At 48.8% G+C, this 23460-nt stretch carries 19 protein-coding genes, 3 tRNA genes and 1 other RNA gene; 8 read left to right on the top strand and 15 right to left on the bottom strand.

Annotation, left to right across the window (positions count from 1 at the left end):
- Positions 1 to 54 precede the first annotated feature (54 nt).
- A complete protein-coding gene (locus tag LG200_RS07195; RefSeq protein WP_226756889.1) occupies positions 55 to 780 on the bottom strand; it encodes an SIMPL domain-containing protein in 726 nt (241 codons plus the stop codon).
- A 14-nt stretch (positions 781 to 794) separates the two neighbouring features.
- Complete coding sequence (gene guaB / locus LG200_RS07190) at positions 795 to 2255, bottom strand: IMP dehydrogenase (protein WP_226756888.1); 1461 nt, start codon at positions 2253 to 2255, stop codon at positions 795 to 797.
- 166 nt (positions 2256 to 2421) lie between these two features.
- Here guaB and LG200_RS07185 point away from each other — a divergent pair, with 166 nt between their 5' ends.
- Positions 2422 to 2889 (top strand): DUF4124 domain-containing protein, encoded by a 468-nt coding sequence (locus tag LG200_RS07185; protein ID WP_226756887.1) that lies wholly within the window; start codon positions 2422 to 2424, stop codon positions 2887 to 2889.
- A 27-nt stretch (positions 2890 to 2916) separates the two neighbouring features.
- On the opposite strand, the gene LG200_RS07180 is transcribed toward LG200_RS07185, so the two are convergent.
- Positions 2917 to 3225, bottom strand: coding sequence for an RnfH family protein (locus LG200_RS07180; RefSeq protein ID WP_226756886.1), 309 nt, complete (start codon positions 3223 to 3225; stop codon positions 2917 to 2919).
- Positions 3222 to 3662, bottom strand: a complete 441-nt coding sequence (locus LG200_RS07175) for a type II toxin-antitoxin system RatA family toxin (protein ID WP_226756885.1) — start codon at positions 3660 to 3662, stop codon at positions 3222 to 3224. The genes LG200_RS07180 and LG200_RS07175 overlap by 4 nt, the downstream gene beginning before the upstream one ends.
- 131 nt (positions 3663 to 3793) lie before the next feature.
- Here LG200_RS07175 and smpB point away from each other — a divergent pair, with 131 nt between their 5' ends.
- The 3 genes from smpB (at position 3794) to LG200_RS07160 (ending at position 6389) form a co-directional block, all read left to right on the top strand.
- Positions 3794 to 4252, top strand: coding sequence for an SsrA-binding protein SmpB (smpB, locus tag LG200_RS07170; RefSeq protein ID WP_226756884.1), 459 nt, complete (start codon positions 3794 to 3796; stop codon positions 4250 to 4252).
- A 277-nt stretch (positions 4253 to 4529) separates the two neighbouring features.
- On the top strand, positions 4530 to 5957 hold the full coding sequence (locus tag LG200_RS07165; RefSeq protein WP_226756883.1) for a bifunctional diguanylate cyclase/phosphodiesterase: 1428 nt from the start codon (positions 4530 to 4532) through the stop codon (positions 5955 to 5957).
- A gap of 294 nt (positions 5958 to 6251) precedes the next feature.
- Positions 6252 to 6389: a hypothetical protein gene (locus LG200_RS07160; protein WP_226756882.1), complete on the top strand. Its 138-nt coding sequence runs from the start codon at positions 6252 to 6254 to the stop codon at positions 6387 to 6389.
- Positions 6390 to 6892: 503 nt separating this feature from the next.
- Here the strand turns inward: LG200_RS07160 and ssrA are convergent.
- From ssrA to LG200_RS07145, 3 genes are all read right to left on the bottom strand, one after another.
- Positions 6893 to 7253: a transfer-messenger RNA gene (ssrA, locus tag LG200_RS07155) on the bottom strand.
- Positions 7254 to 7416: 163 nt separating this feature from the next.
- Positions 7417 to 9630 (bottom strand): EAL domain-containing protein, encoded by a 2214-nt coding sequence (locus LG200_RS07150; protein ID WP_226756881.1) that lies wholly within the window; start codon positions 9628 to 9630, stop codon positions 7417 to 7419.
- A gap of 14 nt (positions 9631 to 9644) precedes the next feature.
- On the bottom strand, positions 9645 to 11837 hold the full coding sequence (locus LG200_RS07145) for an HDOD domain-containing protein (protein WP_226756880.1): 2193 nt from the start codon (positions 11835 to 11837) through the stop codon (positions 9645 to 9647).
- Between the two features lie 427 nt (positions 11838 to 12264).
- Between LG200_RS07145 and LG200_RS07140 the strand changes: the two genes are divergently transcribed.
- Positions 12265 to 12633 (top strand): thioredoxin family protein, encoded by a 369-nt coding sequence (locus LG200_RS07140; protein ID WP_404809791.1) that lies wholly within the window; start codon positions 12265 to 12267, stop codon positions 12631 to 12633.
- Positions 12634 to 12701: 68 nt separating this feature from the next.
- Here LG200_RS07140 and LG200_RS07135 read toward each other — a convergent pair whose 3' ends face one another.
- Positions 12702 to 13232: a peroxiredoxin gene (locus LG200_RS07135; RefSeq protein ID WP_226756879.1), complete on the bottom strand. Its 531-nt coding sequence runs from the start codon at positions 13230 to 13232 to the stop codon at positions 12702 to 12704.
- Between the two features lie 206 nt (positions 13233 to 13438).
- Here LG200_RS07135 and LG200_RS07130 point away from each other — a divergent pair.
- From LG200_RS07130 to LG200_RS07120, 3 genes are all read left to right on the top strand, one after another.
- Positions 13439 to 13514: transfer RNA gene (locus LG200_RS07130), tRNA-Val, on the top strand.
- 49 nt (positions 13515 to 13563) lie between these two features.
- Positions 13564 to 13640, top strand: a tRNA-Asp gene (locus tag LG200_RS07125).
- 120 nt (positions 13641 to 13760) lie between these two features.
- The gene (locus tag LG200_RS07120; protein ID WP_226756878.1) at positions 13761 to 14147 is read left to right on the top strand and encodes a surface-adhesin E family protein; all 387 of its coding nucleotides are present in this window, start codon (positions 13761 to 13763) and stop codon (positions 14145 to 14147) included.
- Between the two features lie 143 nt (positions 14148 to 14290).
- On the opposite strand, the gene LG200_RS07115 is transcribed toward LG200_RS07120, so the two are convergent.
- From LG200_RS07115 to LG200_RS07080, 7 genes are all read right to left on the bottom strand, one after another.
- The gene (locus LG200_RS07115; RefSeq protein ID WP_226756877.1) at positions 14291 to 15097 is read right to left on the bottom strand and encodes a PEP-CTERM sorting domain-containing protein; all 807 of its coding nucleotides are present in this window, start codon (positions 15095 to 15097) and stop codon (positions 14291 to 14293) included.
- Positions 15098 to 15691: 594 nt separating this feature from the next.
- Positions 15692 to 15766, bottom strand: a tRNA-Arg gene (locus LG200_RS07110).
- Positions 15767 to 15852: 86 nt separating this feature from the next.
- The gene (gene ahpF, locus LG200_RS07105; protein WP_226756876.1) at positions 15853 to 17409 is read right to left on the bottom strand and encodes an alkyl hydroperoxide reductase subunit F; all 1557 of its coding nucleotides are present in this window, start codon (positions 17407 to 17409) and stop codon (positions 15853 to 15855) included.
- A gap of 90 nt (positions 17410 to 17499) precedes the next feature.
- On the bottom strand, positions 17500 to 18069 hold the full coding sequence (gene ahpC / locus LG200_RS07100; RefSeq protein WP_226756875.1) for an alkyl hydroperoxide reductase subunit C: 570 nt from the start codon (positions 18067 to 18069) through the stop codon (positions 17500 to 17502).
- Between the two features lie 80 nt (positions 18070 to 18149).
- The gene (locus tag LG200_RS07095) at positions 18150 to 19364 is read right to left on the bottom strand and encodes a GGDEF domain-containing protein (protein ID WP_226756874.1); all 1215 of its coding nucleotides are present in this window, start codon (positions 19362 to 19364) and stop codon (positions 18150 to 18152) included.
- 67 nt (positions 19365 to 19431) lie between these two features.
- Positions 19432 to 21354: an ATP-binding cassette domain-containing protein gene (locus LG200_RS07090; protein WP_404809790.1), complete on the bottom strand. Its 1923-nt coding sequence runs from the start codon at positions 21352 to 21354 to the stop codon at positions 19432 to 19434.
- Between the two features lie 86 nt (positions 21355 to 21440).
- Positions 21441 to 23447: an AsmA family protein gene (locus LG200_RS07080; protein WP_226756873.1), complete on the bottom strand. Its 2007-nt coding sequence runs from the start codon at positions 23445 to 23447 to the stop codon at positions 21441 to 21443.
- Positions 23448 to 23460: the final 13 nt, after the last annotated feature.

Below are 23460 nucleotides of genomic sequence, written 5' to 3'. Positions count from 1 at the left end.
GGTCAGGCGCTTGGATAAATGTTGGAAAAGCAGACTGGATCCAGTATGGCTGGATTAGTCTGAAAGATAATATTCTACGGTTGATACTACGCGCACCTTCTTGATGTGTGCAGTTCCGGCGTCCCGGTTTTCTATGCTGAACGTGCCTTGGCTGGCGCGCTTGATCTTGCCCAGCGTGCTGTCGGAGTCCTTGGCAAACTTGTTGGCAGATTCACGCGCGCTCTTGGTGGCTTCTTCAATCATGGCAGGCTTGATCTCATTGAGCTTGCTGTAGATAAACTGCGTGTTGTAACTGTCCCCGGCAATCGGGATGCCTTCCTTGCCGAGATCTGCAATCTTGTTCATGGTTTCGCGAACCTTGTCGACCTTGCCGGAGTAAACCGTGATGCTGGAGCTGGCTGTATAGCGATAGCGGGAGTTGGCCCCTGAGTCGCCATATTCGCGCGCCTGTTTGTCGACCACGGAAGGCGTCGAGAGTGTGACTTCAGTATCAGCAAAGCCATTGGTTTTGAGAAAACCGACTACGCTGGCATTTTTCTGCTGGATGTTCTGGTACAGGGTACCGAGATCATTGTCGGCAACACTGAAGGTGATAGGCCAGATGGCAATATCAGCCGCAACTTCGCGCTCGGAAAGGCCTTTGACCTCTACCGAGCGTTCCAGCTTCTTGATATCCAGCGCGCTTTTGGACACTTGGTATCCCAGCCCGCAAAGCCCGGCAAACAACAAAATGCCGAGTATTGCAGATGCGGGGATTAAACGGTTGTTGTCAGTCGCCATGGCCTGTCCCTTGATCAATCAATACGGTAGTTGGGCGCTTCTTTGGTGATCTGCACGTCATGTACATGCGATTCACGCATACCGGCTGAGGTGATCTGGACAAATTCGGCACGGGTGCGCATTTCCTCAATGGTGCTGCAACCGACATAGCCCATGGAAGCACGCAAGCCGCCCATCAACTGATGGATCACGGCAAGTACGCTGCCCTTGTATGGCACACGGCCTTCAATGCCCTCTGGGACAAGCTTGTCGGCATTGCCGTTGTTGTCCTGGAAGTAGCGGTCGCTAGAGCCTTTTTCCATGGCGCCGATAGAGCCCATGCCACGATAGGACTTGTAGGAGCGGCCCTGGAACAGCTCGATTTCACCAGGAGCCTCTTCAGTGCCGGCAAACATGCCGCCAAGCATGACGGAATAGGCCCCGGCTGCGATGGCCTTGGAAATGTCACCTGAGAAACGGATGCCGCCATCGGCAATAAATGGTACTCCAGTACCGCGCAAGGCTTCTTCCACATTGCTGACGGCGCTGATTTGCGGTACGCCAACACCAGCCACAATGCGGGTAGTACAGATGGAACCAGGGCCGATACCGACCTTGACGCCGTCAGCGCCTGCATCTACCAGTGCCTTGGCTGCACTGGCGGTAGCAATGTTGCCGCCGATTACCTGCACGTGGGGGAAGTTCTTCTTGACCCAGTTGACGCGATCCAGCACGCCTTGGGAATGGCCGTGGGCGGTATCCACCACGATGACGTCCACACCGGCTTCTGCCAGCGCAGCAACGCGGTCTTCAGTGCCGTCACCCACACCAACAGCAGCGCCTACGCGCAGGCGACCCTTGTCATCCTTGCAAGCCAGCGGGTGATCGCTGGATTTCTGGATATCCTTGACCGTGATCAGGCCCTTGAGTTCGAATGCATCATTGACCACCAGTACACGCTCAAGCCTGTGCTTGTGCAGCAGCGCGGTTGCCTCTTCCAGGCTTGCACCTTCACGCACGGTCACCAGGCGGTCACGCGGTGTCATGATGTTGGAAATGGATTGATCCAGATTGTTTTCAAAGCGCAAGTCACGATTGGTGACAATGCCGACAACCTTGTTGCCATCAACGACAGGCAAGCCTGAAATCTTGTGCTGACGGGTGAGTGCCAGTACATCACGCACTGTCATGTGCGGCTGTATGGTGACAGGGTCATGTACCACGCCCGCCTCAAAACGCTTGACGCGGGACACATGGGCAGCCTGTGCCGCAATGGTCATGTTCTTGTGAATGATGCCCATGCCGCCTTCCTGTGCCAGCGCAATTGCCAGTGGCGCTTCCGTGACGGTATCCATGGCAGCGGAAATCAGGGGAATATTAAGACTAATGGAACGAGTGAGTTTGGTGGCGAGACTTACTTCGCGAGGCAGCACGTTGGAGTGTGCAGGAACCAGTAAAACATCGTCGAAAGTAAGCGCTTGTTGCAACAGACGCATAGAATATCTTTCCGGCAAAAGCTAATTATACCGATTAGTGCCTCAACGGTAAATCTCCAGTATATCCTGCCGTTAAATAGGGACAGAGTTGTCTTGCTGAACATTGACGGTGGTGTTGAAGCCGCTTAATGTGTGTGGTGCAATTTTCATTCATTCGGGGGAGTTCATGACAAGGGTTCATTGGCTGGCCATATCAATCATCGCTATGCTGCCTGTACTGGCGCATGCCCAGATATATAAATGGAAAGACAAGGATGGTGCCATCCAGTATTCAGATACTCCTCCTGGTAACAACATCCCTTATGAGGCGGTTGATAAAATCAAGGTCGCACCCAAGTCTTCAACTGCTGATTCATCCAAAGGGGCAGACTCCCTTGCCGTACGCAATGCAGCTGCGCTCAGGCGCCAGAGTGATGCAGAGCAAGAAAGACTTAATGATGAGCGCAAGCGCAACGAACAACAGCAGAAACAGGAGCAATGCCAGAATGCCAAGGCCAACTACCAGAATTTCAAGCAGGGTGGCCGCATTTACAAGATGACTCCAGAAGGAGAGAGGCAATACCTGGGTGATGAGGACATCCAGCAGGGCCTTGAAGCTGCTACCAAGGAAATGCAGGAATTCTGTACCGAATAATAGTGGTTGGGGTGGCGCAGAAGGCGGCTAAAGTCGCCTTTTTTTATGGTCAGATTCCATCTGCGCACGGCGGCGCCTGGCTTCCTTGGGATCTGCCAATAAAGGGCGGTAAATTTCCACGCGGTCATGCTGTTGCAGGATGGTATCTGCCTTGACCAGGTTTCCATAGATGCCTAGTTTGATATCAACTGGGTCGAGCTCGGGACACATTTCCAGGATACCGGACAGCTTGACGGCTTGGGCTGCAGTAGTGCCGATCTCGACTGCCAAGGGCAGGAGATATTGTTGCTGGGGCAGTGCATATGCCACTTCTATAGTGATGCTGTTACTGCTCATTTGGGATTGTCTGCAACCTGGTCCGCGCGCGCGACGAAAGCCTCCACAAAAGTATTGGCAATATGGCTGAACACTGGCGCAATCAGTTTTTCCAGCAAAAAGCTGGAGAACTCGTATTGCAATTTGAACTCTACCTTGCATGCATCGTCAGCCAGCGGGGTAAAACGCCAGATACCTTCAAGGTGTTTGAAAGGGCCATCCTTCAGCCTGATTTCCATCTGGGTTGGAAACTGTTTATGGTTCTCCGTGGTGAAGTTCTGCTTGATGCCGTGGTAGTCGATATGCAACGTGGCTTCAGTCACGATATCGTCCCGTCTATGCAGGTCCACGCCGCCGCACCATGGCAGAAACTTGGTGTAATCCTCTACGGTGTCTACCAGCGTGAACATGCATGCTGCCGAATGCCCTACCAGAACTGTTTTCTCAACCTGCGCCATTAGTTTCGTGATCTAGAGTAAAATACCAATTTTAAGTCATAATCCTTAGCATCAATCAAAAAAACGGAACATTGCTGAGATTCCGCCGTCTTTAAATCTTCCTTGATTGACAATATCGACAAGCCACTATCATGAGTATTGCCCAGAACAAAAAAGCGTTTCACGACTATTTCATTGAGGAAAAGTACGAAGCTGGCATCGTGCTTGAGGGGTGGGAGGTAAAGGCTATCCGTGAGAACCGCATCCAGCTCAAGGAGGCCTATGTCATCATCCAGCGCGGTGAAATCTACCTGATTGGCTGCCATGTGACCCCATTGGGCTCTGCGTCTACTCATGTGCGCCCTGATGCCATACGTACCCGTAAACTGTTGTTGCATTCCGAGCAAATCGCCAAGCTGATCGGCAAGGTGGAACGTGCTGGATATACCTTGGTACCGCTTGATATGCATTACACCCGCGGACGTATCAAAGTCCAGATCGGTCTGGCCAAAGGCAAGAAGCAATACGACAAGCGGGCTACAGAGAAGGAAAAAGACTGGAAGCGCGAGCAGAGCTCCTTGATGAAAAAGTACGTCAAGACCGCGGTGTGATCAGAGTTTAAAAAAATCCAGCTACCACTGCGTTAACCTCATTTCTTAATTGGTAAAGCAGGGCAGGGTATTGTGTTTTAAGGTAGAAGCCAGCCTGCCTTGATATTAAGCGTCTATTTTTTGCAACGAATTATTGATGCTTCCACTTGTCTCATAAGCATTCAGAGTGCTGCATGCCATTCCCATCATTGCATTTCTTTTATGGTTGACGCTTAACCAGCGATGTTGGCCAATTCGACTGTAGCACTGTCATTCTCTTTCTCTTGAAAGGGGGCATATGAGCAAAATCATAGAAAGTGACCGATTAGCAGCAGTTATAAGCTATCAGGTGTTGGATACTCCCCCAGAGACGGATTTTGATGATTTGGTGAAGCTGGCCACCCAAATTTTCAATGTGCCAATTTCGACAGTCACTATTCTTGATGCTAACCGCCAGTGGTTCAAGGCATTGGTTGGGCTAGATGTATGGGAGACCGCACGAGACATTTCTTTCTGTACCCACACAATTAAGCAGAAGAGCCCTTTTGTTGTCGAAGATACCCTGGTGGACGGTCGATTCCGCGAAAACTCACTTGTTGTCGGGTCGCCATATCTCAGGTTTTATGCAGCCATTCCATTAATCAATGTAGATGGCCTACCTATCGGCACCTTCAGTATTATGGATAAAGTGCCGCGCAAGATCAGCAAACAGGAGTTGAGGACTCTTAAGGTCTTGGCTAATCAGGCAATGAAAGTGCTGGAGTTGCGCCGGGAAGTTAACCATCATGCCCGATTGGTGAATGAAGTTGAGGAACTTTATTCTCAGATTGCCAAGACTCAAGAGCTATGGAAGTTGGCAATGGATGCTGTAGGAGACGGCGTTTGGGACTGGAACCTGACTGATAACTCTGTTTTTTACGGGCCTAATGGGAAAAAAATGCTTGGCTTCAAAGATGATGAGATCAAGCACAATATCTATAGTTTGCTTGACCTTATCCATGAAGAGGATAAGGACCGGGTAGCCCAAAATATGGAAGCTTATTTGATGGGCAAGCTGCCTCAATATGCCATTGAGTTCCGCGTGCACACCAAGCAAGGCCGGTACAAATGGATTTTATCCCGGGGCATGGTCATTGAAAGAGATCAGCACGGGGCTCCCACAAGAATGGTTGGGACGCACAGCGATATTACCCAGGCCAAGCAATCTGAAGAGCTGATCTGGCAGCAAGCCAACTTTGATCACCTGACTGAATTGCCCAACAGGAGACTCTTTCTGCATCGGCTTGGTCACGAAATTGAACGAGCTAAGCGCTACCAAAGCAAATTTTCCCTGTTATTCATTGATCTTGATGGATTTAAAACCATCAATGACACCTATGGCCATCAAGAGGGGGATATTTTACTGAAGGGGGTAGCTAAGCGAATTAAACGGTGCATGAGGAAGTCTGATACCTTTGCTCGTTTGGCTGGCGATGAGTTCATCATTATTTTGAGTGATATACAACAACCTGATGATGCTAATCGATTTGCCGAAAAGATCATTCATATTTTAAAGCAGCCATTTATGATTCATCAGTTCCAAGTGACAATTTCTGTCAGTATTGGCATTGCACACTTCCCCGACCATGGAGATAACCTGGATACTTTAATCAGTCATGCTGATACTGCTATGTATACAGCAAAGGCCCAAGGAAAAAACTGCTGGGCAATATATGCCTTGGGGTAAGAGGCACGAAAAGCTTGTAGTTTCTTAAACTCTATTGGCTGAGCGAGAGGACATCCACAAAATGGAATTTTACATTTATACCGGTTAGGGTTTTGTTATAGCGATATATAACCAATGGCCTAGAGGGAATTGGTTATATGGAAGGGCTGTTGCTCCTTTGCCTATGAGTCCATCTATGGCGATATAAAAACACTATCCAGTTTTTATATCATCTAAAAAAATTATATTTTTCAAATAGTAAGATTGTTTCAGGATTAGGGAGTATGCTGAATTTTTAACTTTATGGAGTTCATCATGAGTAAAGAGCAGAAAAGCAATAAGATGGCCAAAAAGCAACCCCTTAAAACTGCCAAGGAAAAAAAGGCTGCTAAAAAAGCTAAAGATGCTCCAAAGCCTTTCACAATTGACAAAGTCGCACCATCGAAAGGTTAAAATACTTCATAGGCACTTGGCGCCTAACTTTTCCATCAATTTCACCGAAATAGAATTTTTTTAGATCACCACATTTGAGCGTCATAACGTGCCCAGACTGTATACTGCTTTTGCATAATCCTTGAAAAATCAGTATGGTGTTTAAACCTATTCTTCTTAATTACTAAAAATAATCTATCCCGTTGCATGATCATTAAATTGATCATCATCTCTCATGCCCTACAATTTTAGTCCGGGTTGGAAACAAGAGATTAAATATGATTGCCTATCTCATATAGGCTCATCGCTGCTTTCCTAATTAGCTCAAAAAGGTTGTTTAAAGCCATTTACGATCCAGACCACTATTACCTTATCGATAATTAAAAGCTACCCCCAGCTGAGGTAGCTTGAATTAATAGTGCGTACCGATAGAGGAGGTTGGACGGTATTAAACAAAAAACCCCGCAATCACTGGGATTAAACGGGGTTTAATGTACTGCTTTGTGCTACCTTGGACTACTAATTGGTGGAGCCGGGGGGAATCGAACCCCCGTCCGCAAGCCCTCCACAGACAGTTCTACATACTTAGCTGTGTTGTTTGATTTAACCTGATGCCCACCAACGAGCAAGCAAACAGCAGGCGAGTTACCTTGGATTTAATACAATATTAAGTAACCCAATATTGCACGATCCTCTCTAAATGACGCTGCTGCGGTTACCCGCCCGGCCGAGAGGCCCTCCGGTGCAGCGTCCAGCCGGGATTAAGCGGCTAGAGCGTAAGTTTCGTCGTTTGCGACTATACTTGTTCTAGTTTATTTACGAGGTGACTAGGCCTCGGTATGCCCTGCGCTGCTTTGCAACCCACGTCGAAACCTGGTCGGCCCCAGTGGTTTAAAGCTAGTACTATGACAAGTAGCTGCGAATTAAGTTGCTTGTTTCGCAATTGTTGCCTAGCAGGCCATTATACCTTTTCTTGTATTATTCCGCTGGGGTTTGTGGGGAGTGGCCGTTTGGATAACCGATTAGGTTTTTAGGCATGGTGGATGGCTTAGGACAAGGGTAATAACTCATTCAGATAAGAGGTTTCTTTAAATAGCAGCTTGTGGTTCTTGAGTAACTTGGTCACCTCTTCTGCTGGAAGTGGCTTGCTGAAGAGGTAGCCCTGCATCTTGTAACACCCCATGTTTTGCAGTGTCTTCATTTGTTGGATGGTTTCAACGCCTTCTGCGATCATGTCCAGCCCAAATCCCTTTGCAATTCCCGCAATGGCTGTGATGATAGGAACGCTTTCATTGATGGTGTTGATATCCCCAACAAATGATTTGTCGATTTTAATGTTGTGGATGGGAAATTGCCTGAGGTAGGAGAGGGAAGAATAGCAGGTGCCAAAGTCATCCAGGGCAATTTTAATACCATGATTACCCAACGTTTTAAGTTTGGTAATTGCATTTTCAATATCGCGCACCAACAAGTTTTCCGTGATTTCGATTTCAAAATTATCCGGGGTAAGTTGATGAGCCTCTATCCGGGCAATGATTTTGGTAACGAAATTTTCCTCTTCAACCAGTTGAGGGGAAATATTGAAGGCGAGGCTGAAACCGGTCAGCCCGCTTTGTTTCCATTTATACATTTGCTGACATGCATCTTCCAGCAGCATTTCGCTTAATGGAGAAATCAGTCCGGTTTCTTCAGCCAAGGGAATAAACTCTGTTGGCGAGATCAAACCTATCTCCGGATGGTGCCAGCGGGCTAATGCCTCCAGGCCGATGACGCGGTGGGTTTCTATATGGATTTGCGGCTGATAGTGGAGAATGATGTGTTTTTTCTCAATGGCCCGCCTGAGTTCGTTTTCCATGGATAGTTTTTTGTGGAACATGGCATTCATGCTGGCTTCATAGTACTGGAAGCCATTTTTGCCGCGCCATTTGACATGGTACATGGCGATATCTGCACTCTTGATCAGGGTTTCCATGGAGTCGCCATGATCTGGGTAGATGGCGATGCCGATACTGGATGAAATGAATATTTCTCTATCATCCAGCAGGAATGGCCGTTTTAATTCTTCAACAATTTTTTCTGCTACCCGGCTTGCATCATCTGCTTGTGGCAAGTCATGCAAAAGCAATGTGAATTCATCGCCTCCCATGCGCGCCAGCGTATCTTGCGCGCGCAGGCACCCAATCAAGCGGTGCGCAACATGTTTGAGCAGTTCGTCGCCATACAGGTGCCCCAATGTGTCATTGACCCATTTGAAGCGATCAAGGTCGAGAAACATGATGCCGAGCCTTTGCTTGTTACGCTTGGCGTGATGCAGGGCAACATTCAGGCGGTCCTTGAACAGGGCACGGTTGGGCAGGCCGGTCAGAGTATCGTGGTAGGCCTGATGTGTGATGGCTTCTTCCACTTTTTTGCGGTCACTGATATCACGGGCGACACCGTATGTGCCGCTAAAGGGGGTGCCAAACTCTGGATTCTCGCTATAAATGCCGGTGGCATTCAAGACAACGGTAATGAAGTTGATCTCAAAATGGCGAACTTCGGTGTCCCTGTCTTTACACTTTAGGCGTAACTCGATATTGCTTGCCGCTCTATTGCCGGTTCGGCGTTCGTTGAATGCATAGCGGGCACGGTCAAAATCGTCAGTATAGATAAGCTCTGTATAGTGTTTGCCTATGAGAGAGTCACGTTTATAGCCAAGCAGTGTTTCAATCCGGTTATTGATAAAGGTAAAGCGCCCATTGTCGTCCAGGGTATAGATAATGTCAGGTGAGCTGTCTACCAGGTAGCGATAAAGGTTTTCTGATTCTTCCAGCCTTGCGTGGATATTGCGGTTTTGTGTTTCCAGCCGGGATTTTTCAATGGCGTTTTCAATGGTACGCAGTAACTCTTCAGGCTGGTAGGGTTTGCGTACAAAGTCATATGCGCCCAGACGCATGGCTTCAATGGCGGCATTGAGGGTTTTTGTACCGCTGATGACAATCACTGGGGTACGGCGACTGTGAGTAGCAAGCTCTGTCAGTACGTCGAATCCGTTCATGCCGGGCATTGAGAGATCAAGCAGCATCAGGTCAAACTTGATATCTGTAATCAATTGCAGTGCATCTTTGCCAGAGCTGCATATCTCGGCATTATATCCATGCAGTTCAAGCAAGTATTGTAAGCTTTCCGCCAAGCGAGCATTGTCATCAACAATCAATAAGCTTGGCTTGGGCATGACCTTGTTCGCAACTTGCGGAGGTGATATGGAGAGTTGATGAGCCATGAAGCGGGTTTACCTTAGTGGATAGGTGAAGGTTCTTGCATAGTCACTTGTAACGGTAGTCTTACATCAAAGCAGGTGCCGGCACTGGATGTGCGACAGGCGATATTGCCGCACAGGCCTTTGATAATGTCGTACGTAATCGTAAGTCCGACGCCGCTGTGATCGCCACCTTTGGTGGTTTCTAAGGGGCTAAAGAGCTGGCTTAATACTTCTTCTGGAATGCCTGGACCTGTATCGCTGATTTGAATCAGCACAACAGGGGATGCTGCCCCTGCTTGGTTTTCCAGATACGTGGCAAACGTTAGTGTTCCACCTTCGCTCATTGCTTCTGCCGCGTTGCGGATCAGGTTGACTAGTACCTGCCGCACTTGGTAGGGGATGGTAGTGACAGCTGGCAGGTTGGGTGCCAAATGTTGTTGGATACTGATGCCTGCTGGCTCCAAGTAGGTTTGTTTATGCAAAGTGATCAGATCGCTGATCAACTGGTTGATATCTATGCTGGATGCAGTATGGTCCTGATTTTTCGAATACAGGTCTCCAATCATTGTCCCAACCCGATCAATTTCTTCATTGACAATATTGATGTCACGGTTGGGCATACCATTGAGCAGCATTTTTTGCTCCAAGATTGCCAGATAGTTCTTGATGGTGGTCAAGGGGCTGCTGGTCTCGTGTACAAAACGCTTGAGGCGCTCCTGGTGGGCAGCGTTTTCAAGTTCAGCGCTAGAAGGTTCAGCATCGGCTGAAAGCCTCATGGCGGCAATACGCGCCAAGGCCGAGGGTACTGTCAACTGCTGATTGGTGAGAAGAAATTCGGATTGGTTCAAGGCGAACACCATGACGCCGTTCAATGTACCTTTATGAAGCATCGGGATGCACAATATACCGTCCGACTCACTTAATCGGATCAGCTGTTGATCGGGTAATGATGCCTTGAAACCTTCAAATGCCTGGAAACTGTGGCATGGCAGTTTTTTCAGCCAGGCTGCAGTGATAATGCTGATCGCAGGTTTTAACGGGAAGCGGAAATCCTTGATCCACTCTTGCTCGGACGACATGGGAAACCCCACCAGGGCTTGCTGTGTTTCATCTGGCAAGAACAGCATTACTTGCCTTGCATTGCAAATCAAACGGGATAGTTTTGGCAGTAATTCAAATAAATCATCAAGGCTAGTTTTCTGATCGCAGGTGATTTCAATATGGTTGACCAAGGCTGTGTTGATTGCACCTTGCACCAGCTTGTTCTTGCCCGAGTTGGGTTTTATGGTCACTGGACTGAAGTTTTTGCTTAAGGCCTGCACCAATGCCTCGATATCAGGATCAATATTGTCCCAATCCTTGGTGCTGGTGTGGGCGGTGCCCACATCAATGCCGAGCGAATTTGCCAGAATGTGCACCTGCGCCAGGCCCAGGCTCATGATCTCATTGATGGTGGATGGGTCCAGGTCAAACCACCTCTTTGCAAGAATCAATGCAGATTGCCTTTCCTTGGTTCTTTCTGTCAGCAATAAATTGGCGAGATAGACAATTTTGACCAAGGAGGGCGTATGTTCAATTTGTGCAGCCGGCAGGTGGTGGTAGGAGACGGCATCCTCAAGGAAGGACTTGATGTTCCAGTTACGGATAATCCATGCACCCAGCTCACAGTGATCCACCCCGAAGTGAGAGGTTTCGCTTTCAATATAGCCCGGTAGGGAGTCATCAATGGCAAAGAAGGCTGGGTACTTGTTTTTAAAGCCACTTAGCAAAGCCAGGCGGCCAATGTTGTGCAGCAGGCCTGCAATGTAGGCTTCGTCAGCGGATGCGGTATGAGTACGATTGGCCAGTGCCTTTGCAATGACCGCGCAACGCAATGAGTGATACCAATAATGCTCAATATCATGATTGCTTTGCTCGTAATAGTCATTGAACATCCGTTGGCAGACAATGCTGAGGGTCAGCATTTTCACCATGTCCCAGCCCAGGATCATAATGCCGGTTCGAATCGAGAGAACAGGTTGCTGGTCGCGCCTATAGGCGGCTGAGTTGGCAACTTCCAGTACACGTGCACTGATGACAACATCCATCTCAATCAGGTGCGCTAATTGTTCTGGGCCGGAATTTTCGTCTTGCAGTGTTTCAAGAAGCTTGGTGAGAATCTGGGGAACGGAGGGCAATGCACTAATCGTGGCATTATTCAAAACAATCTGAGCACCTGCACTACGCATTATCAAGCATTCCCCATAGAAATTTCATCATTGCTGTACTGTCATTATGATTGGCCAGTTTTCTTATGGTTTTGCAGGCCTTGCTTATAAGCTTATTCTAATTGTTTCTAAGTGTCATTATTGGCTATATGATGATAATTCGAATAGTTTTTCAATGTACTTAAAGAATTACTTTAACACCGCATTGTAAGTTAGTTAATACTTTTTTTGCATATAAAGCGGCTTATCAGAGTGATAACGGATGATAAACCTGTATTTTTAGGGCAGATGAACAGTTTTATACGATATTGTCGTTTTGCGGCATTCATATGACTGAAGGATCAGAAAGTGCAATCGGTAGAGATACCCTGGCAATCTCGGGAGACTTTAATATTGCTGCATTGTAGGGGCATCGCTAGACTGGATCGGTAAACACTATTTGGGAGTAATGATGGCAGTGCTGCAACTTGATAAAAACAACTTTAAACAGACGATAGAGGACAATCCTTTTGTCATTGTTGATTTCTGGGCGCCTTGGTGTGAACCCTGTGTATCCTTCAGCGATACTTTTGAGGCTGTCTCTGGGAATCATGCCGATATTGTGTTTGGATTGGTGAATATTGATGATCATCCAGAAATCAGCAATTACTTCAACGTGAAGCAGATTCCTGCCGTGCTCGCTATTCGTGACCAAATTGTGGTGGATGCACAGGTGGGGGAAATGAGTGTTTCAGAATTGGAGAGGGCTATCCAGTCATGGAGTGCGTTTGATGTAAGCGAGATCAATCGTCACTTTGACGAAAAGGCCGCGGTCTGACGCAGTTGCCTGATCAATAAAATGAAAAAAGCCGGGAATACCCGGCTTTTTTATGGTGTGGCAATAGTTTATTGTTTGAATTTTTTTAGGTCTTCAATAATTTCCTGTGAGTGCCGGGAAGTATCTACACTCAGATAGGTTTTAGCAATATTGCCTTTGGGGTCAATGAGAAAGGTATATCGTTTGGCAATCTTGATAATGCCCAGATTGGTCAGCGCACCATAACTGTCCGCCACTTTGCCATCGGCATCTGAGAGTAGGGGGAAGGGCAGGCTGTATTTTTCTGCAAATTTTGCGTGGGAAGCTGAATCATCAACACTGATACCCACAACCTTTGCGCCAAGTTTTTCCAGTTGAAACAAGTCATCCCTGAAACTGCATGCTTCCTTGGTGCAGCCTGGGGTATCATCCTTGGGATAAAAGTAAAGTACCAACCATTGGCCTGAATAATCTGCCAGGCTGTGATTTTGTTTCTTGGCGTCAGGCAGCGTAAATGACGGAGCGGCCGAGCCTGTCTTGGGTATGGCGGCAGCATTGGCAAACCGAAACGCTATCAAAGCCAGCCCCATGATGACCAGGGCAGCAAAAATCTTGAGCATGATTCCTCCATAAATGGTTAACAGGAAAAAAGCCCTGTTCTGTTCAGGCATATAGCAAGTAGTTGAAGTTTAACAGCATAAGTATACCTTGCCTGCCATGCCCGTATTTGCCTCCTCGCAGCGGATTCAATCTTTATGAAAAAAATGCTGATTACCCTCTTTTCAAATCCATAAATTGCTGTAGAATGCGCCTCCTCAGTCAGGCAGGGTGCTTAGCTCAGTTGGTAGAGCGTCGCCCTTACAAGGCGAATGTCGGCGGTTCGACCCCGTCAGCACCCACCATCCGCCTGAGTGATAAGACGCAAGTGCTTTATAGCATGCGCACGGTTTAGGAGTGGTAGTTCAGTTGGTTAGAATACCGGCCTGTCACGCCGGGGGTCGCGGGTTCGAGTCCCGTCCACTCCGCCAAAAAATAAAAAAGCGAGCCTTGTGCTCGCTTTTTTATTTTCTACCTCTATATGCGTTATTTGCCGAATATCTTTCATAACACCTTTGCAACAAAATGATGAAAATTGTAAAGGGCACATCATGAAACCGGTTATCCTGATTTTAATATTCACAATTCTCCTATTTCCTGTTTTTGCCTGGGCAGTCGAGTGGGAGTCGCTTGTTAAAACACAGGATTCAGAATTGTTTGTTGATCTTGACTCTTATGATGAGCACGATGCTTATTCATCGATCATGGCAAAAGTGACAGCAAATCCACCAAAAACTGGCAATCAGGCAGACGGTATGAAGCAGGTCGTAACCAAGCAGATGATATTGGAATTTGACTGTAAAAGGCACAGCTATCGGGCGCTTGGCACCTCTTTTTATGGCACTAATGAAGGATTCCTGCCGCTCAGTCGGGATAAGGATACTAAAACCATCGCTTCATTGGTGTGCCAGGTAAGGCAAATGGTCAACCCTCAATAGTCATCGCCAAGGCCAATTTGGGTGTCAAGGAATAAGGCCCAGATTGAGAGCATCTAGACCCTGTATGTTAGCCAGGAACTAATCTTGGAATAATATAGGAATAAAAAACCCGCCAAGGCGGGTTCTTGGCTTAATACTAGCTATCAATTAACCAGCTTACGTCGGCGAGCCATGAAACCAACCACGCCCAAACCTGCCAACAGTAGAGCATAAGTATCTGCTTCCGGTACAGCCACAACATTTGCAACTACTTTGATAGAGCTTAAGGTGAGACTAGCCTCACCTATTACACCTTGGTCCATATAAACGGGCACTTCTATATAAACCGGCGATTGATAATATTCACAATTATTTCCTTCATCATCACAGCCAATGAGAATGTCCTCATAATGTGAAAATTGTAATTCGGTACCCACTTGCACTTGAATGTAAATATAGTCAGCACTTGCGAAAAGGTTACCGACAACTGCAGGCAAGAATTCACCGTCTACTGTCCCTGCTACAGTAAATGGCTGAGCGTAGGCACCTGAGCCGAGATATTCATCCGCATAAAATGAATTAGCTGTGCCCCCAGCGCCTACTCCACCTACATTCATGAGGGTGTAGCTGCCTGAGTAAGTAACGGTATAACTATCGATTTGGTATCCCGATTGCGCAGTAAAGCTTAATGGGATATTAAAATTGCCATTATGCGTTTCAGAGTAGAAATTTCCGCCACTGGCTGAAACCTGAAAATTATATCCAAAATCCAATTCCAGGCCGTTATCAACACCGCTCACTGTTGCAATTGAGTTGGGAAGTGTAATTAAATAGGGCGCTTCTACTTCAAACAAGAAGTTATCAATATCAAATGTGATATCAACATTTGTTGAGTTGAATGTCGTTGGGGCAGCGATTGCTACGGCTGAGGAAAGAAGTAATGGAATCAATGCTAATTGGTGCATTTTCATAATTATCTCCCAAGGGGGGTGAGGTATTGCGCGATAATTATGTTCTTTAAATCAATATATTAATATGTGGTTGATATAGTCCGAATAGACTAATGAAGCAATAAAAAATCAACTTTTTAGAGAAGCATGAAGATAAAGGAGAAAGCCTTAACTATCACCTCCTAAGTCCAAGGAGCAACCGGAATCTTATCAACCCACAGGCTTAGCTTGTTTCCCTGCCCCAGATACTAGGCCTGGGCATAGATAGACCGATCCTTCACGTCCTGCTCCCGCTCATACTACCAAGTCATGCCATGCTTTTGTATCTGCTGCAGATTGATGTCCTGACCGTTGTGGATCACCTTGCCTACAAGCCTTCCGTAGCAATCATGCATACCCGCTAGCGTGCAATCGCCGCAAAGCTATTGGTGACAAAATTTTCTGTTTCTACCTTAGTTGGTTTTTCGATTGGCGCTAGGATTTATGGCGGAATCTGAGCTAACTTGATGGCGGATTGGAATGGATATGATTGGTCGACATTAAACAGAAAACCCCGCAGTCATTGTGATCTGGCGGGGTTTATTGGATGGGGCTATACGGCTTTGAACTGGGGATTGGTGTCCCCGTCAGGACTCGAACCTGAAACTGACCCTTAGGAGGGGCCGGTGATATCCGTTTCACCACGAGGACAGCCAAGCGCCATTCTACCTTTTTAGCAGAATTAGCGGTACTGTTTCCCACGGTTTTTGGCCATGTTGAACAGCACCGTTATTGGCTCAGGAGCGTATCAGGTGTTCAAATGCACCCAGGGCAGCCTTGGATCCTTCACCCATGGCAATGATGATTTGCTTGAAGGGGACGGTGGTGACGTCACCTGCAGCAAACACGCCTGGTATTGAGGTTTGCCCCTTGGCATCCACTTCAATTTCGCCAAACTTGCTCAAGGCAACTGTATCCTTGATCCAGTCGGTGTTGGGCACGAGGCCGATCTGGATGAAGACTGCGGCCAAATCTAAGCGATGGGATTCGCCTGTCTGGCGGTTGATGTAAGTGATGCCATTGACCTTTTCGCCATTGCCGTTGATTTCAGTGGTTTGCGCACCAGTAATCACGGTGACGTTGGGGAGGCTGAACAGTTTTTTCTGCAAGACTGCATCGGCACGCAATTCCCCGTTGAATTCCAGCAGTGTGACGTCCTTGACGATACCAGCCAGGTCTATTGCGGCTTCTACACCAGAATTACCACCGCCGATGACAGCTACGCTCTTGCCCTTGAACAGGGGACCGTCGCAATGGGGACAATATGCCACGCCACGTCCGCGGTATTCCTGTTCACCGGGAACATTGATTTCCCTCCAGCGTGCACCAGTGGAGACGATGATCGACTTGGATTTGAGTACGGCACCACTCTCCAGCCGGACTTCCATCAGGCCGTCATGGCTAGCAGCTGGCACCAGGGCGGAAGCGCGCTGCAGATTCATGATGTCAACGTCATAACTTTTGACATGTTCCTCAAGAGAGGCGGCCAGCTTGGGGCCATCGGTTTCCTTCACCGAAATGAAGTTCTCTATGGCCATGGTATCCATCACCTGTCCGCCAAAACGATCTGCAACCAGGCCTGTCCGGATGCCTTTGCGTGCCGAGTAGATCGCGGCAGAAGCTCCTGCAGGGCCACCGCCGACGATCAGCACGTCATAAGGAGCCTTTTCGGAAAGCTTTTGGGCTTCACGGGCAATGGCGCCAGTATCTATCTTGTTGAGTATTTCCTTTACTCCCATGCGGCCGTGACCAAATTCCTGTCCGTTCATGAATATGGTAGGCACAGCCATGATGCGGCGCTCATTGACCTCATCCTGGAACAGCGCTCCGTCTACCATGGTATGACGAATATTAGGATTGATTGCGGCCATCAGGTTCAATGCCTGTACTACCTCTGGACAGTTGTGGCAGCTGAGGGAAATGTAAGTCTCGAAATTGAATTCGCCTTCTATGCCGCGAATCTGTTCGATGACTTCTGTTTCTGCCTTGGGTGGATGCCCGCCTACTTGCAACAGGGCAAGCACCAAGGATGTGAATTCGTGTCCCATGGGAATGCCGGCAAAGCGGATGCCGATGTTTTTCCCTGGGCTATTGAGGCTAAATGAGGGTTTACGTTGATCGTCATCATCACGTTGTTGCACAGAGATGAGGGGAGACAGGCTTTTGAGATCGCTCAGTAGTGACAACACTTCGCGAGATTTGTCGCTGCTGTCTACTGAAGCAACGATCTCGATCGGCTGTGTCACCTTATCCAGATATGCTTTTAATTGGGTTTTGATATTGGCATCCAACATGATGTATTCTCTTTTCTTTAATGCTAGTAAAAGTTGCCCGGGCAAGGCAGGGAGTTTAAGTTGCCCGGGCTTGCTGCATTTGAATCGTTCTTAGATCTTGCCTACCAAGTCCAGTGATGGAGCCAAGGTGGCTTCACCAGGCTGCCATGATGCAGGGCAAACTTCGCCATCATGGGTGGCCACGTACTGGGCTGCCTGCACTTTGCGTACCAGGTCCTTGGCGGAGCGGCCAATGCCAAGATCATTTACTTCAGCAGCCTTGATCTTGCCTTCTGGATCAATAATGAATGTGCCGCGGAGTGCCAGGCCTTCTTCTTCAATGTAGACATTGAAGTTGCGGGAAATCACGCCAGTTGGATCACCAATCATTGGGTACTTGATCTTCTTGATGGTGTCTGAAGTATCGTGCCATGCTTTATGGGTGAAGTGAGTATCGGTAGAAACGGAATACACTTCAACGCCAAGCTTCTGCAGCTCTTCATAATGGTCGGCAACATCGCCAAGTTCAGTTGGACAAACAAAAGTGAAGTCAGCGGGGTAGAATACAACGGCTGACCATTTGCCTTTCAGGTCTGCTTCGGTCACGGTGACGAATTCACCGTTATGAAATGCAGTAGCCTTGAATGGTTTGACTTCACTGTTGACAATCGGGGTGGACATTGCAATCTCCTTGGGGTGGTTGAAATAGTGAGATTGCAGTGTAGCGGGATAAGTTGAATAAATAAAATTGATTGTTTAAATTAAGTTAATAAGTTAATTTTATTGATGTCTGGAATATCCTCGTCAGATTGATATTTCAGCATACGGTTGCGGCCATTGGCTTTCGCTGCATAGAGTGCAGTATCTGCCCGCCGCAGCATGGTCTCCCAGCCGGTGCCCAGGTCTTTATGGGGATCCCATGAATATAGTCCCAGGCTGCTGGTAATTTGCCTGCTGTCGCATGGGGCATGATGAAGGGCGCGGGTTGCTTCCAGCAGGCGTTCTCCCAAGGCGCTGGCTTCTGCCAAGTCGGTATTGGGACAGATAATGCAGAACTCCTCGCCGCCATAGCGGCCAACAATATCGGTGTTCCGACAGGCCGCACTGATGGCTTGGGCGATGTTGCGCAAGACGATATCGCCAGCTTCATGCCCGTAGGTGTCATTGACCTGTTTGAAATGGTCGATATCCAGCATGAAGACGCTGATAGCCTTGTGATAACGGTGTGCAATATCCACTTCCCGCTGCCCCAGTGTCACCAGTGCCCGCCGGTTGTAGAGCTTGGTGAGTTCATCGTGAGTTGCCAGATGTTCTTTGGCCTTGATGATGGATTCAAAATACATCAACAGTAAACCAAGCGAGCCTAGGAGGTTGCACCACATGGGGATGAGATACAAGCCAAACACATTGATAGGGTCATGGCTTTGCGGGCTGAGGTCTATCTGTCCCTCAAGCGCCATCATGCCGCGCACAATGAAGTCGGTACCGCCCAGCGTATAGGCGATTACCACCAAACTATTGGCGAATGATAATTTGAGTTTGCGGGCAATCAGCACCTCATAGACATTGAGGAACATTAATATGGCCAGCAAAACTGAAAACAGCAAGGTCCTATAATAGGCCTGCGACTCATGGTTCAGGGTGAGCAGGCTGAAAGCAATAAAAAAGCCCAATACAAGGTGCCAGCCTCTGCGGTCGGGAGCCTTGCCAAAAAAAGCCTGGGTGCCCCACCATTTTGCCGTCATTGCGGCAATCATGATGGTGGAACCCATAATGAGGGGCAAATAACCGAATTGCGAAACTCTGAGTGCGGTCAGTGACGATCCGAGAATGCTAAGTAAACCTGCGATTGCCCAATACCGGGTGCTGCGTTCAGAAGGTGCCAGAAAATACAGCCCGCCCATGATAATGGCAATACAGAGCTGGCTGATGGCATAACTGATATTGGCCGTGTATGAGTTCCACAACGAATCCAATATAACCCTCCTTTTCAATCCGTTTGCCAGATGTCACGGCAGGTGTTGTGACAATTGCTACTTCAAGTTAATCCCGGCTGGCAAGCTCCTCCCAGCGCAACATGGCAGCGTCAAGCTCCTGCTCAATTTCACTGAGTCGTTGTTGCAGCGTGCGTGCTTTTTCCGGGCTTTCCTTGTATAAATCCGGGTTTGCCAGAGCCACGTTGATTGCAGCTTGTTCGGCTTCCAATCCTTCAATGCGTGCTGGCAAGGCTTCCAATTCCCGAGTTTCCTTGAAGTTGAGCTTGCTGGCTACTTTTTTCGTAAGGGATGTATTGCCGGATAGTGTGGAAGGAGGGCTGGGCTTTGCGGATTTGTCCTGCTTCTCAAGATTTTTTGCGCTGGCCTGCGACTGGGTGAAGCGGTGCCAGTCATCATAACCACCGCTGAATTCGCTCAGTACTCCATTGCCTTCAAACGCAATTACCTGAGTGACCGTATTTTCCAGAAATGCCCGGTCATGGCTGACCAGGAACAGCGTGCCTTCAAACTCCTGCAACAGGCTTTCCAGCAGTTCCAGGGTGTCAATATCAAGATCATTGGTGGGTTCATCCAGCACCAGCACATTGGCGGGACGAGCAAAGAGCCGGGCCAGCAACAGGCGGTTGCGCTCACCGCCAGAAAGAGATTTCACCGGTGATCTTGAGCGCTGAGGTGGAAAAAGGAAGTCTTCCAGATAACTGATCACATGCTTACGCTCATTGCCTATCTGGACAAATTCGGAGCCAGGGCTGATGGTATCAGCCAGTGAGGCTTCCTCATCAAGCTGCTCACGCATCTGGTCGAAATAGGCCACATTGAGGTTGGTGCCGCGCTGTATGGTGCCGCTGTCAGCTTCCAGTTCACCCAAAATCAGTTTGAGCAGGGTTGTTTTACCTATGCCATTGGGGCCAAGCAGGCCAATGCGGTCACCACGCATGATGCGCGTGCTGAAGCTGTTGATGAGCATGCGCTCGCCATAGGCTTTTTGAACGTTTTCTAACTCGGCAACCAGCTTGCCTGAGCGTTCGCCGCTATCCAGTGTTAGCTTGACATTACCCTGACGCTCGCGCCGAGCAGCACGTTCCAGTCGCAGTTTCTCCAGCTGGCGTACCCGGCCTTCATTACGGGTGCGCCGTGCCTTAATGCCCTGACGTATCCAGGCTTCTTCTTGGGCCAGTACCTTGTCAAACTTGGCAGCATGGGTGGCTTCCACTGCCAGCAGTTCTTCCTTCTTCACCACGTAGTTGGCGTAATTGCCGATGAAGTCGGTGAGGTGGCCGCGATCCAGTTCGACAATGCGTGTCGCCAGCCGGTCAAGAAAGCGCCTGTCATGGGTGATAAACAGCACGCTACCCTTGAAATCCAGCAGGAGGTTTTCCAGCCATTCGATAGCGGCAAAGTCCAAGTGGTTGGTAGGTTCGTCCAGCAACAACACTTCAGGCTCGGCCACCAGTGCACGCGCCAATGCTACGCGTTTGCGCCAGCCACCAGAAAGTGTGCTGATCAATGCATCGGCGTTCAGTTCAAGGCGACTGAGCGCAGCATCGACCTTGGCCTGAGATTGCCAGCCGTCGCGTGCATCAAGTTGGTGTTGCAATTCCTGCATACGGTCCATCAGGGCTTCGATATCCGCATCAGGTTCGCCCATCTGGTGTGAAACGCTATGGTAATCAACCAGTATTTGCCGCAAATCGCCCAGGCCTTCGGCGACAGCTTCAAATACAGTATGTTCTGGTTCAAGCTGCGGTTCTTGCGGAACATAGGCAATGCGGGCATTGGGCGCTCGCCAGAACGTCCCATCATCAAGCTTGCTTTCGCTGGCGATGACTTTGAGCAGGCTGGATTTTCCAGCGCCATTGCGACCAATCAGGCCGACTCTTTCCCCAGCGTCTAGCTGGAAGTCGGCATGGTCTAGTAAGGGGTAATGTCCGTAAGCCAGACTGGCTTGATCTAATGTGATGTAAGGCATGCCTCTATTGTAGCAGGAGAGGGCGTGACAACCGGCGGGCCAATGCATATGTATGCACATTGCCTGTGCAGGTATTCAGATAAATATTATTGAGGTTTCTGTTGCTGGTTGAAATGAGCGAGGGCCTGGCTGCATGAGTATGAGTTGCTTTTGGAACCGGTATCCAGGTAGGGCAGGATGGCTGCCAGTGGATTGATAAAGGCCAGGGCTACACTGCCAAGCAGACGGGCTGCAATTGGCACTGCTTCAGGGCTCACTTTGGGTTGCACGAATGTCCCCTGCACCTTGATTGGCGAGCGTACGGTCAAAGGAGAGAAGTTCTTGGGTTTTGCGGCCAGCAGCAAGTCCAGTTTTTCTTCTCCCATATCCACATTGCCATTGATTAGCAGCAGGGTGACAGGGGTGTCTATCAGCGCTACTTCAGGTTTGATAATGCCATTGGTGGCCTTGAGGTCCATCAGTGCGCATTGCATATTGAGTGATTGGTCTCCGCCCAGCCATGCGCTGACGCTTTGTGCCACATCCAGTCCCATCAGCTCCACAATCAGGCGGGAAATCTGGCCTTGTTCAATGAAAAGTGTTGTTTTTCCATTGAGTGAGCCAAGCAATGCCGCAGTGGAGCTACCCTTGCCTGTCAGGTCTGTTTTGCCATTCAAGGTGCCAGTGACGTAAGGTGGTGGGACGGTCTTGCCTTGTTTCCTCGCTTCTTCCTGGCGTGTTTTTGAGACTTGCAGCCATTTTTCCAGCACGATGTCCTTCCATGCCAGCTTGATCTGCCATTGTGGCGCATATTGCCGGGAATTGGCTTTCACTGGCGGCTCACCCGCATCCACGGAAAGTGTTCCTGAAAGTGTGCCATCAGCTGTTCTGGCCAGAATATCCTCCACTGTGAATCTGCCTTTGTAAATTTTCAAATGGCCTTTCAGTGGTGAGATGGGCAGGGCAAAGGCATTGCCGAGTTCCACGTAATCCAACTTGAGAGAGATATCCATGTCTACCTGATTCAATGATGGCAAGTCTAGTGGACGGTCGGGGATGGCGCGGTTGCCGGCTGGAGCTGCCTTGGTGCCATCAGGCTTGCTGGTGCCAAAGGCTGGTGCAAGATCAGCCAGATAGAAACGGCTTCCATCAATATGCCCTTGCAGCAACGGGACAGTGTCGTCCGTACGGGGATCATATTTTAGTTGGGCCGAGAGGCTGCTTTTGCCGACCTTGGCAGAGTCTATATCGATGTTCCAGATATCGCTGGTTTTATCCAGTGTGGCACTCAGCCTGAAAGGGTCGGTGGTAGGCAATGGTGTGCCGACTAGGTCGCCCAGTATGCCGAGTGAACTGCCAGTAGCCACGGCTTTGCCTTGTATGTTTTTTTTGCCAAAGAGGTCGGATATCTGTCCATCAAAATCTATTCTCAGTTTGGCATACTCCATCCAGCCCTTGGACTTGATGGGAGGAGAGTTCTGGTCCTGGGTGGCAATTGGCAGGAAGCCTGCAGTTTCAAGGAAGGCCTTGACAGGCTTGTTCTGGAATTTTCCGTTGATGCTGAGTTCAGAGTGCATAGTCTCCTGGCTGTTGCTTCCTTCCTCAGTCCTGAACTTGGCATCAACTGCTGCCTGGCTGATTGCATCGTCGATCTTGCTACTCCCATTCTTGACCACCAGGGTTTCTATGATGGGGAATGGACTGTCAGGCTGGCTCTCATCCTTGGGGAATTGCCATGTGGAGGTGCCATCAGCTTGACGCAGTAATTGTGCATCAATTTGATCAACCTTGATTTCACGTATACGCAACTGGTTATTTTTGGTGTATTGCCAGAGATCGCGGTAACGCAGCTTTAAGCTGATATTGTGAGCATCGACCAGGTGGGGGGCTGTGAAGCTGGCAGGAGCAGAGATGAACAGGTGGCCTAAGTCCAGTTGTACGCCAGCCCACAAATGCAGCTGGAATGGTTGTTCAAGCTTGACTGTGCGTTCCAGTTTTTCATTCAGCAAGCGCTCGGCAGGCGCCCGCAGGAATGGCCAGCCCAATATTTCGCACACAATGGCGACAATCACCATGGTCAGCAATAGCCACAGCAGGACTTTGATTGGGGCCATCCATCTTCTTGAT

Origin of the sequence: Methylobacillus caricis, assembly GCF_020532705.1 — a bacterium.
Taxonomy (GTDB): Bacteria; Pseudomonadota; Gammaproteobacteria; order Burkholderiales; family Methylophilaceae; genus Methylobacillus; species Methylobacillus caricis.
This window is presented reverse-complemented; position numbering and strand designations above follow the sequence as displayed.

Excerpts from the sequence above, each read along its gene's own strand:
- guaB (WP_226756888.1), bottom strand. The coding sequence starts at position 2,255 with ATGCGTCTGTTGCAACAAGCGCTTACTTTCGACGATGTTTTACTGGTT.
- LG200_RS07120 (WP_226756878.1), top strand. The coding sequence starts at position 13,761 with ATGAAACCGGTTATCCTGATTTTAATATTCACAATTCTCCTATTTCCT.
- LG200_RS07115 (WP_226756877.1), bottom strand. The coding sequence starts at position 15,097 with ATGAAAATGCACCAATTAGCATTGATTCCATTACTTCTTTCCTCAGCC.
- LG200_RS07145 (WP_226756880.1), bottom strand. The coding sequence starts at position 11,837 with ATGCGTAGTGCAGGTGCTCAGATTGTTTTGAATAATGCCACGATTAGT.
- LG200_RS07195 (WP_226756889.1), bottom strand. The coding sequence starts at position 780 with ATGGCGACTGACAACAACCGTTTAATCCCCGCATCTGCAATACTCGGC.
- LG200_RS07150 (WP_226756881.1), bottom strand. The coding sequence starts at position 9,630 with ATGGCTCATCAACTCTCCATATCACCTCCGCAAGTTGCGAACAAGGTC.
- LG200_RS07180 (WP_226756886.1), bottom strand. The coding sequence starts at position 3,225 with ATGAGCAGTAACAGCATCACTATAGAAGTGGCATATGCACTGCCCCAG.
- LG200_RS07080 (WP_226756873.1), bottom strand. The coding sequence starts at position 23,447 with ATGGCCCCAATCAAAGTCCTGCTGTGGCTATTGCTGACCATGGTGATT.
- LG200_RS07160 (WP_226756882.1), top strand. The coding sequence starts at position 6,252 with ATGAGTAAAGAGCAGAAAAGCAATAAGATGGCCAAAAAGCAACCCCTT.
- smpB (WP_226756884.1), top strand. The coding sequence starts at position 3,794 with ATGAGTATTGCCCAGAACAAAAAAGCGTTTCACGACTATTTCATTGAG.
- LG200_RS07140 (WP_404809791.1), top strand. The coding sequence starts at position 12,265 with ATGATGGCAGTGCTGCAACTTGATAAAAACAACTTTAAACAGACGATA.
- LG200_RS07175 (WP_226756885.1), bottom strand. The coding sequence starts at position 3,662 with ATGGCGCAGGTTGAGAAAACAGTTCTGGTAGGGCATTCGGCAGCATGC.
- ahpC (WP_226756875.1), bottom strand. The coding sequence starts at position 18,069 with ATGTCCACCCCGATTGTCAACAGTGAAGTCAAACCATTCAAGGCTACT.
- ahpF (WP_226756876.1), bottom strand. The coding sequence starts at position 17,409 with ATGTTGGATGCCAATATCAAAACCCAATTAAAAGCATATCTGGATAAG.
- LG200_RS07165 (WP_226756883.1), top strand. The coding sequence starts at position 4,530 with ATGAGCAAAATCATAGAAAGTGACCGATTAGCAGCAGTTATAAGCTAT.
- LG200_RS07090 (WP_404809790.1), bottom strand. The coding sequence starts at position 21,354 with ATGCCTTACATCACATTAGATCAAGCCAGTCTGGCTTACGGACATTAC.
- LG200_RS07135 (WP_226756879.1), bottom strand. The coding sequence starts at position 13,232 with ATGCTCAAGATTTTTGCTGCCCTGGTCATCATGGGGCTGGCTTTGATA.
- LG200_RS07185 (WP_226756887.1), top strand. The coding sequence starts at position 2,422 with ATGACAAGGGTTCATTGGCTGGCCATATCAATCATCGCTATGCTGCCT.